Below are 9,403 nucleotides of genomic sequence, written 5' to 3'. Positions count from 1 at the left end.
CCGCCGCGGAGCGCGGGGACGCGCCACGACCCCCAGCCCTGCCACGCCGCCGACCCAGGTAAAACCCCGCCTGCCAACAGGTGCCAATCATTTATTATGACGTATGTCGTCTGCCGTGCACGCAATGAGAGCCGTAGTATTCCAGGGACCGGAGGAGCCGATGGAGGTCGAGGAGGTCGACCGGCCGGACTGCCCCCCGGACGGCGTCGTCATCGAGACGGAGGCCTGTGGGGTCTGCCGCTCGGACTGGCACGCCTGGCAGGGGGACTGGTCGTGGATCGGGATGATGATGACCGAGGGACTCGTGTTCGGCCACGAACCCGTCGGCGTCGTGGCCGAGACCGGTGACGAGGTCGAGAACTTCCGCGAGGGGGACCGCGTCACCAACCCGTTCAATCTCGCCGACGGCTCCTGCGTCCACTGCAAGGAGGGCCACCAGAACCGCTGTGAGCGCTCCATCCCGATGGGGTTCGTCAACTTCTCCACCGGCGCCTTCGCCGAGGAGTACCCCGTCCGGGCGGCCGACACCAACCTCATCAAACTGCCCGAGGGCGTCGACTCCGTCGACGTCGCCGGGCTGGGCTGCCGCTTCGCGACCGCCTTCCACGGCGTCGCCCACCGCGTCGACGTCGACCCCGGCGACTGGGTCGCCGTCCACGGCTGCGGCGGCGTCGGCCTTTCGGCGGTCCACACCGCCGACGCGCTCGGCGCGAACGTCATCGGCGTCGACCTCAACCAGGAAGCCCTCGACAAGGCCGAGGAACTCGGTGCCGACGAGACGATCAAGGTCGACGACGTGCAGGACGTCCCGCAGGCGGTCAAGAAGAAGACACCCAAGAGCCGCGGCGCCGAGGTCTCCGTCGACGCGCTGGGTATCGCCCAGACCTGCCGCAACTCCGTCAACTCGCTCGGGAAGGGCGGCCAGCACCTCCAGATCGGCCTCACCACCTCCGAGGAGGAGGGCGAGGTCTCCATCCCCGTCGACAACATCGTCACCGACGAACGCGAGTTCATCGGCTCCTACGGGATGCCCGCCCACGAGTACGACGAGATCTTCCGGATGATGGACCACGGCAAGATCGACCCCGGCGCCATCGTCTCCGAGACCATCTCGCTGGAGGAGGTGCCCGGCACCATCGCCTCCATGGGCGACTACGACACGGTCGGGATCCCGGTGTGTAACTCGTTCTGAAGAAGCTTCTTTCGGCCCCGGACCTCCCCGCGGCGCCCTGGGCGCCGCCGTCGGAACCGGTCGGCGGCCTCGCCGTCAGCCAGTCGGCCGCCGGCGGAGCCGGCAGTCCACTCGGCGCGGAAACGCCTCAAAAGCTCGCTCCGCTCGCGCGGAGCGTAGACGTGTACTGTGCGACCCCCCTCGCAGCGTTCGGATTGTCGGGATACTATGCGGATTCCCGGGTAATACGAACGGGTAGTGAACAGTGGGCGGCTCGGGTGAGTTATCGGAACGCCCGGCGTCTACGAATGCTTCGCGGCGAGGACCTCGATCTCCTCGATCTCCGGGTCCTCGACGAGCAGGTCGTCGGCGCGCTCCATCAGTTGTGTCGCGATCTCGTCGTTGAGGTGCTTCTCCGGGCCGTCCTCGTCGGCGAAGGTGTCGAAGATGCCGAACGTGGTCTCGTCGAGGCGGAGTGCGAACCACGTCGTCGTGTACGCCTCCTCCTCGGCGAGCGGGAGTGCGGACTCGAGGAACTCGGCGACCTCGTCGACCTTCTCGGGCTTCGCTTGCAGCGTCGCCTGCAGCGCGTGATTGGACTCGGGCATCGCTCGTATCGACGGGCGACAGCCGGATAAAATCCGCGCGCGAGCGAACCTGCTCCGCCGGTTCCGGCAGGGTCGCCGCCGAGGGCAGCGCGTTCCCTCGGGTGCCCGACACGGCCCACCTTCCGGTACGGCGGGGCCGACCGTGGACGTTCCCGGACCGGACTCACGGTTCGACCGTGCGACCCGCTCTAGTCGACGAGTCCGACCTCGTGGACGTGCCGTTCCAGTTCCGCCGCCGATTCGAAGGTCCGCTCACAGGCTTCGCAGACGTTGTCGTCGCGTCCCGTACTATCGTCCATGCGCCGGCTTGTCTGTCAATCGTTATCAAGCCCTCGCTCGCGGCACGCCGGTACCGGTCACTCGAGCGCCGCGGCCCCTTCCCGAACGAGTCCGTCGAGGAGTTCGGGTGTCGTCGGATGGTAGGCCCGGTCCGGGATCTCCCGGACGTCCAGTTCCATCTCGACGGCCAACTGCATCGTCTTGGCCATCGCGTCGGCGTGGTAATGCAGGCCCTGATAGCCGAGGACGGTTCCGTCGGTCCCGACGACGAGGCGGGCCAGTCCCTCGGGGACGTTCTTCGTCCTGAACACGCCGTCGCTGGCGGCCTCGCGCGTGGCGACGACGTGGTCCAGCCCCGCGTCATCGGCCGTCGTCGCGGAGTGGCCGACGCGGGCGAAGGGGAGGACGCCGAGCCCGGAGAAGGCGACGTGATGGTGGACGTTCTCGTACTCGCGAAGCGACTCGCCGTCGCGGTGGCGCCTGATGTTCTCGGCGGTGTGGAAGCCTTGCTCCTTCGCGACGTGGAGGATCGGCTCCTTGCCGTTGGCGTCGCCGGCGACGAACACCCGGGGGTCGTCCCGCGCCTGCATCGTATCCTCGACCCAGCCGGGCCCGGGGTCGAGTGCCGTCTCCTCGAGCCCCAACCGGCCGAGGGTCGGGCGGCGGCCGGTGAACGCGAACAGCTGGTCGGCCTCGATGACCTCCCGGGTCCCGTCCGCATCGACGTACAGCCGGACGCCGCCGTCCTCGGTCGGTTCGACCCGCTTCTCGTGTGTGTGTGTTCGTATATCGATGCCGAACGCGTCCCGGTAGTACTCCATCACGGCGTCCCCGAAGGGAGCGTCCGCCTCGTCCAGCGGGCGGGCGTCGTGTTCGATGACCGTGAGGTCCATCCCGGCGGCCTCGCTGAGATACGGTGCGAGTTCCATCCCGACGTAGCCAAAGCCCATCACGACACCCGAACCGCCGAACGCGGTCGCGTCCAGCACGTCGGCACTCGTCTCCACCGGTACCTCGTCGATGCCCGGCAGGTCGGGGACGTTGACCGACGACCCGGTGGCAACGACGACGTAATCCGGGTCGAGCGTCCGGTCGCCGACGGCCAGTCGACGGTCGTCGAGGAACCGGGCCGTCTCCTGAATGAACTCGACGTTCTCCCGCTTCGCGAGCCGCTCGACGGCCGCCCGACGGTGGGAGGCGAAGCTCTCGGTGTGCTCGTTCTTTCGCTCGACGGTGGCCTCGAGGTCGACGTCCGGAAGCGGTCCCGAGAGCCGGTCGTCGTGACGAGCGGCGAACCGATGCTCCGCGGCCGACAGGACCTCCTTCGAGGGCATACAACCGCGGAGGATGCAGAGCCCGCCGCCCGGCTGCCCGTCATCCACGAGCGTCACCCGTACGTCGGAGTCACCGGCCAACCGGTCGGCTACCGCAACGCCGGCACTCCCGTACGCGCCGACGATCGCGACGTGTATGCGCATACGAAATTACCGTGCGGAAGCCGAATAACGGTTCGGGGAGCCTGCGTCCCCGCCGCGGAGGCCCCGTCCCGCTCACTCCAGTGACTCGGCGTACCTGTGGTCAGCGTCCGTCGCCTCTGGCGTTCCGTCGTCCAACGTGATCCGCCAGCCGTGTAGCGCCGCCGGGTCCTCCAGCGCGTTCGTCAGGACCGTCCGGACGTCCAGCACGTCGACGCCGTAGTAGTCACGCGGGACGCCCTGGAAGTACTGGAGGGCGGTGCGGAACAGCGAGCGCATCCCGTCGTCATCGTCGAAGTCGAAGTGCTTGTACGCGCCGGCGGCGACCTGGACCATCCCGTGCAGGAACTTGCTCTCGACTGACCCACGGCCGTAGTTATACCACTCGTCCTCGAAGCAGTCGTGCGACTCGTGGAACTCGCCGGCGTTGTAGAGGCGGACGCCGTGGACGGTCGCGCGGCGGAGGGTGCCGTGCTCCCAGCCGTTCGAGGCACCGCGGGTCGCCGACCAACCCGCAGGGTCGCCCCGTGGCGGCGGCCCGACGCTCGTATCGCGGGTGTGGTCGTCCATACCCCGGTTTCCGGCGCGACCGACGTAACGCCGTCGGTGGCCGCGGCCGACGACCGCTTGAGTCCCCCGCGTCAGCAGTGGGGCATCGCCGCCCGCTCACGCTCCGGTTCGGCTTGCGACTGCACTCCGGACGCCGGCCGATATCGCCTCCGGGTGTCGTCGCGACCCCGCCGTGCCCGTCTATGTCCTCCGGCCGATCGGTCCCGACTCGGGTGGCCGAAGCTTCTTGCCGTGGGCCGTGCAACCACGGCGCATGGACGTCGATGCGGCGACCGATACGGTCGAGTGCGAGCGGTGTGGGGACGCGGTCGAGGTCGGGGTCCCAGGGGGCGAGCGGTGCCCCGACTGTGGAGCCTACTACTGCCGCATCTGCGTCGACGACCTGGCGAGCCAGCAACTGCTCGACGAGCCGGAGTGCCCGGGCTGCGAGGTCCGCCTCGTCGCCTGAGACCGTCCGCCCGCGACTCAGAGGTCCGTCGCGATGTCGCGGAGCCGGTTGACGCGCTCGGAGCGGTCCTGCAGGTCCTCGGGGTCACAGGCCTCGGACAGCCGCGTCGACCGGACCAGCTCGCGAAGCGGCTTCAGGGACCGGCTCGGCACCTCCACGGCCTCGAGATACGAGGCCAACCGCTCGAGGTCGGTGGTCGTGGGCTCCCGGCCGCCGTCGGCACCGCCCAGGCGCCATGAGAGGTCCCGCTCGCCGTTGCCGTCGCGCTCGCCGAGCGTCGCGCCGCCCGCCAGCACGAACGCCCGCGCCAGCAGGAAGGGAACGACCTCCGGCGGCTCGTACTCGAGGTCGTCGACGAGCAGCGACACGACCCGGTCCGAGAGCTCCAGCCGCCGGCGACCGCTCCCGACCGCGATGTCCAGCCGGAGGTCGTCGCGGTTCTCGGGCTCCGGGTCCCGGTAGAGGTGTGGCGGCTTCGTCATACCACCAGTACGGGCGGGGCCCGCTTCAGCGGTGCGGTCGGGTCCGCCCCGTCCGGTCCACAACCGTTTTGACCGACAGCGCCGGACTCAAAGGTGCGCGCGGGGGTAGCCAAGCCTGGAAACGGCGGCGGACTCAAGATCCGCTCCTGTAGAGGTCCACGGGTTCGAATCCCGTCCCCCGCACGTCCAACGTGCGGAAGACCGTCTCGGAGCGGTCTTCCCCCGCATCATCCTGACGAGGCCACCCGATTAGTTCCGGAAACGGCGGCGGACTCGAGATCAGCTCCTGTAGAGGTCTCGTGAGTGTCGCCGGAGGCGACCGAACGAGACCTCGGAAGTCGCAGCCCGCACAGGGAGCGGAGCGACCGAGCAGGAACGTCTTCCGGTGGTCCACGGGTTCGAATCCCGTCCCCCGCACGTCCAACGTGCGGAAGACCGTCTCGGAGCGGTCTGCCCCCGCATCAGCTCCAGTCGACCGGCAGCGCCGCAGCCGGCGGCCAGAAGCGCCATACTCCGTGCTCGTCAGGGGTGGGTATGCGACGCGCGCCGGCCGTGACGCTCGTCCTGCTGCTCCTCGCGGCAACCGCCGTCGGCCCGGCGACGGCGGCCGCAGTACCCGCGGACGACGGGGTCGCCGTGACCTCGCCCAGCGATGCGACCGACCACACCACGCGTGAGGGTTCGACGGCGCCCGCGCCCGACGGTGTCGTCCATCACGAACTCACCCGCGCCGACCCCGGGCGGGTCCGGGTCGCGCTCGAGGTCGGCGTGACGACGGCGACGACGGCGTTCCGCGTCACGCTGCCGGCGGCGGTCGAGGTGACCGGGACGGACGGGTTCGACCGGGCCGAGGGGACGACGTACGAGTGGGACGGGCGAACGGCGGCGCCGGGGCTGACGTATCGCGCCCCGGTCAACCGGACGGTCGGGAACAGCGTCCGCTTCGCGGCGACCGACGACTGGGCGCTGGTCGACATGACCGACGTCGATACGGCGTTCTCGTGGCGGAGCCGCGGGGGGACGAGCTACGAGCGGCGGTTCGCCGTCCCGAACGGCTACGCCGGGGCGGCGATGGCGTACCTCGGCGACTACCGGGTCGCGAACGCGTCGGCCGCGGGCCAGCGGTTCACCGTCGTCCACCCGACCGTCGTCGGGACACCGGTCGAGCCGGCCACCTACGCGGGGACGCTCGCCGGGGTTGCCGAGGGGCTCTCCGTGGGCGCGCGGGACCCTGCCGTGACGGCGTTCATCGCGCCGCCGCCCGTGGGCGCGAACGGCGGCGAGGGCGGCGTTGGCGGGCTGGCGACGGGCGCCGACCTCTGGGTCGCAGCCGACGAGGCGACCCGGAGCGACGCCGACGGGGTCCGGGTGAACGAACCCATCTTCGTCCACGAGTACGTCCACACCCGACAGAACTACACGCTGGCCGCGGACACGACCTGGTTCACGGAGGCCAGCGCGTTCTACTACATGTCGCTGGCGCCGTACCAGCGGGGCACTATCCCCCGCGAGCGGTTCGGGGAGCGGTTCCGGGTGGCGGAGTCGTTCCGCGACGCGACGCTGACGGGGACGACGGACGCGCAGTACCGGGTCCGGGCGACGAAGGGGCCGCGGACGCTGGCGGCGCTCGACCGCCGCATCCGGGCCTCGACGAACGGGTCGCGGACGCTCCAGGACGTCTTCCGGCGGATGAACGAGGCCGAGGGGAACGTCACGTACGCGGTCTTCCGGTCGATGGTCGCGGCGACGGCGGGGGAGTCCCACGACGCCTGGCTGGACCGGCACGTCGCCGGGGTCGAACTCGCACAGGGGCCGGTCCCCGACGCCTACCCCGCGCCGGGCACGACCGCCGGCCCGGCGGCGGCCGAATGGCGCCGTGGCGACGAGTGGGTGCCGCTCGCGACGACGCCGCTCCCGGCCGGGATTCCGGTGGCGGTCCGCCACCCCGAGGTCGGGGTGGTGGTCCGGCCCGCAGGGGCGACGACGGCCGTGAGCGGCCCCGGCGGCGACCCGGCGACGGTCCGCCTGCCAGCCGGGGAGGCCACACTCCGCGTCGAGACGTTCTACGGCCGCAACGGGACCACGGTGATGGTCCCGACGAGCGACGACGTGGACGGCGACGGGGTGACCAACGCCGACGAGTCGGCCCAGGGGAGTGACCCGTACGACGCCGACAGTTCGACGGCGACGCCCGAGTCCGGCCGCCTCGACGGCGGGGGTAACGGGACGGAGGGCGCCGCGTTCGAGGACGGTCCCGGGTTCGGCGTGACGGGGGCGCTGGTCGCGGGTGCGGTGCTGGTCGGCTGGCTGGTAGTCCGGCGACGTCACGGGTGACCCTCGCCGTGAGGTCGGGCAGAACCGCTCACAGCCCCGAGAGCGTCCGGAACGCGCGGACGAGATAGAAGACGCCGAAGCCGGCCAGCACGACCGCGCTGATGCCGGCGACCGCCGGAGCGAGGCGGTCCATCCGCCGCCGAGCGCCCACCAGTGCGGCCGGGAACCCGGTGATCCAGACGCCGATGCCCGCGAAGAGCCCCACGAGCAGCGCCGGCGACCCGGTCTCGACGACCAGCAGTCCGGCCAGCCCCGCCGAGAGCGGTTCGAGCGCGTCGAGGGTCCCCGGTTCGAGGAGGCCCACGCCGACCGTGAGCCAGAAGACGATCTGGTAGGGGTTGGTGAGCGCGAGGACGAACGCCTTGCGGAACCCGCGGCTCGACTCGTCGAGGGCGGCCTCGACGTCGGTGAACTGCTCGCGGGCGCCGTCGACGGCCCCGTAGGCGAAGTAGAGCATCAGTATCCCGCCGACCCCGACCATCAGGCCGGTCACGAGCGCCGAGCGCCGGACGAACGCCACGGCGCCGACGACCGCGAGGACGAGGAAGCAGGCGTCGGCGGTCGCGGCCCCCAGGCCGGCCCGGAAGCCCGCACCCCACCCCCGGAGCACCGACTCCTCGGCGATGACCGCGTTCATCGGCCCGGGCGGCGCCGCCAGCGCCAGGCCGAAGGCGATGCCGGCGACCAGCGAGACGAACGTCGACACGCCGCCGGCTATCGGCGGCAACAGGATAACGGTTGTGTGGTGAGAACCCGTTACACAGTGCGTACCGGGGCGATACCGGGCCTATCCGTTCGATTGGCTCCGTAGCGGCGCCTCCGCGGAGTTACCGACGCGATTACGGAGTTACCTCGGTGCCGTCCCAGACGAGCTGCCCCTCGACGGAGAGTTTCTCCAGGTGGGCGACGACGGTCGCCTCGGCGAGGTCGCGGACCCCGGAGAGGTCCTTCTCGTAGGCGGCGTCGGTGACCTCGCTCGGGGTGCGGGCGCCGTCCCGGACCGCAGCGAGGACGCGCTCCTCGCGGTCCCGGCGGTGGGCGATGAGACGGGCGCACGTCTCCCGCGTGTCGTCGATGACGGGGCCGTGCGAGGGGTAGAGCGTTTCGGGGTCCCTGGCCCAGAGCCGACGGAGCGAGGCGACGTAGGCGCGCATGTCCCCCTCCGGTGAGCCGACGACGACGCTCCCGGCCGCCACCGCGAGGTCGCCGACGAGGTACGCCGTCGCGTCGTCCTCCGGGAACCGGAAGCCGACGTGTTCGGGCGCGTGCCCCGGCAGGTCCACGACGTGAACCGGCCCGTCGCCGGTGGGGATGGTCGTGCCGTCGACGAACGTCCGGTCTGGCGTGATACCGGTCGCGGCCTCGAAGGCGTCCCCACGACCGTACCGGGCCCAGACGGTCGCATCATGGGCACGCGCGTACGAGGCGACGGCGGCGACGTGGTCCGGGTGGTGGTGGGTAACGGCGACGTGGGCGACGGAGCGGTCGGCGAGCGCGGCGTCCAGGTCCTCGCGTTCGGCGGCGGGGTCGACGAGGAGGGCGTCGTCGTCCCCGAGCAGGTAGGCGGCCGTCCGGCCGGTCGGGGCGCGGGTGGTCACCTCCAGCGGGACGCGGGTGGGGTTCATACCCGGAGGTGCGGCGTGGAGGGCAAAAGCGTGGGCGGTTGCGGCGACGGGTTACTCCGTGAGGTAGTAGACCTGCTTGCGGGCGTCGTGGAAGGAGTAGCGCGACCCGACGAGCTCCTCCTCCTCCAGCCGGTTCAGGGCGTACCGGACGGTCCGGTCGGGGAGGAGCGACTCCTCGGCGAGCTGGCCCTGCGAGAGCGGGGAGGCCCCCTCGAGCACCTTGGCGACGAGCTTCGCGCTCGGTGGGAGTTCGCGCAGCTGTTCGCGGAACTCGGGGTTCGTCAGGGGTGACTCGGCTGCGGCCTCCTCCGGGGTCGTGCTCATGACCCACAGTCGCCGGGAACCATCCGTAAAACCTCGCTATATGTGTGACAAAACAATTGGTACACTGCTATGTGATTAAGGGTCGTT

Annotated in this window: 10 protein-coding genes and 1 tRNA gene; 4 read left to right on the top strand and 7 right to left on the bottom strand. The window is 70.8% G+C overall.

From position 1 onward, the window contains the following. Positions 1–124: 124 nt before the first annotated feature. Positions 125–1,192, top strand: coding sequence for a zinc-dependent alcohol dehydrogenase family protein (locus DP107_RS15535; RefSeq protein ID WP_144263052.1), 1,068 nt, complete (start codon positions 125–127; stop codon positions 1,190–1,192). Positions 1,193–1,473: 281 nt separating this feature from the next. Here the strand turns inward: DP107_RS15535 and DP107_RS15530 are convergent, their stop codons facing one another. From DP107_RS15530 to DP107_RS15520, 3 genes are all read right to left on the bottom strand, one after another. Next, positions 1,474–1,779: a putative quinol monooxygenase gene (locus DP107_RS15530; RefSeq protein ID WP_144263051.1), complete on the bottom strand. Its 306-nt coding sequence runs from the start codon at positions 1,777–1,779 to the stop codon at positions 1,474–1,476. A 356-nt stretch (positions 1,780–2,135) separates the two neighbouring features. Next, on the bottom strand, positions 2,136–3,536 hold the full coding sequence (locus DP107_RS15525; RefSeq protein WP_144263050.1) for a dihydrolipoyl dehydrogenase family protein: 1,401 nt from the start codon (positions 3,534–3,536) through the stop codon (positions 2,136–2,138). A gap of 72 nt (positions 3,537–3,608) precedes the next feature. Further along, on the bottom strand, positions 3,609–4,103 hold the full coding sequence (locus DP107_RS15520; protein ID WP_144263049.1) for a DUF309 domain-containing protein: 495 nt from the start codon (positions 4,101–4,103) through the stop codon (positions 3,609–3,611). Positions 4,104–4,356: 253 nt separating this feature from the next. On the opposite strand from DP107_RS15520, the gene DP107_RS15515 reads away from it, so the two are divergent. Beyond that, positions 4,357–4,551: a hypothetical protein gene (locus DP107_RS15515; RefSeq protein ID WP_144263048.1), complete on the top strand. Its 195-nt coding sequence runs from the start codon at positions 4,357–4,359 to the stop codon at positions 4,549–4,551. A gap of 17 nt (positions 4,552–4,568) precedes the next feature. Here the strand turns inward: DP107_RS15515 and DP107_RS15510 are convergent, their stop codons facing one another. Then, positions 4,569–5,033 (bottom strand): hypothetical protein, encoded by a 465-nt coding sequence (locus DP107_RS15510; protein ID WP_144263047.1) that lies wholly within the window; start codon positions 5,031–5,033, stop codon positions 4,569–4,571. Positions 5,034–5,132: 99 nt separating this feature from the next. Between DP107_RS15510 and DP107_RS15505 the strand changes: the two genes are divergently transcribed. Together DP107_RS15505 and DP107_RS15500 are read left to right on the top strand one after the other, a co-directional pair. Continuing rightward, positions 5,133–5,216, top strand: a tRNA-Leu gene (locus tag DP107_RS15505). A 351-nt stretch (positions 5,217–5,567) separates the two neighbouring features. Further along, positions 5,568–7,367 (top strand): hypothetical protein, encoded by a 1,800-nt coding sequence (locus tag DP107_RS15500; protein ID WP_144263046.1) that lies wholly within the window; start codon positions 5,568–5,570, stop codon positions 7,365–7,367. Between the two features lie 28 nt (positions 7,368–7,395). Here DP107_RS15500 and DP107_RS15495 read toward each other — a convergent pair whose 3' ends face one another. The 3 genes from DP107_RS15495 to DP107_RS15485 all read right to left on the bottom strand — a co-directional run bounded on the left by DP107_RS15495 (position 7,396) and on the right by DP107_RS15485 (position 9,316). Next, positions 7,396–8,073 (bottom strand): LysE family translocator, encoded by a 678-nt coding sequence (locus tag DP107_RS15495; protein ID WP_144263045.1) that lies wholly within the window; start codon positions 8,071–8,073, stop codon positions 7,396–7,398. A 133-nt stretch (positions 8,074–8,206) separates the two neighbouring features. Continuing rightward, positions 8,207–8,992: an MBL fold metallo-hydrolase gene (locus tag DP107_RS15490; protein ID WP_144263044.1), complete on the bottom strand. Its 786-nt coding sequence runs from the start codon at positions 8,990–8,992 to the stop codon at positions 8,207–8,209. A gap of 51 nt (positions 8,993–9,043) precedes the next feature. Then, positions 9,044–9,316 carry a MarR family transcriptional regulator gene (locus DP107_RS15485; RefSeq protein ID WP_144263043.1) on the bottom strand — a complete coding sequence of 91 codons (273 nt, stop codon included), beginning with the start codon at positions 9,314–9,316 and terminating at the stop codon, positions 9,044–9,046. Positions 9,317–9,403: the final 87 nt, after the last annotated feature.

Origin of the sequence: Haloglomus irregulare, assembly GCF_007421925.1 — an archaeon.
GTDB classification, from domain to species: Archaea; Halobacteriota; Halobacteria; order Halobacteriales; family Haloarculaceae; genus Haloglomus; species Haloglomus irregulare.
The sequence above is the reverse complement of the archived record's forward strand: the minus strand, read 5'-3'. Positions and strand labels throughout refer to the sequence as shown.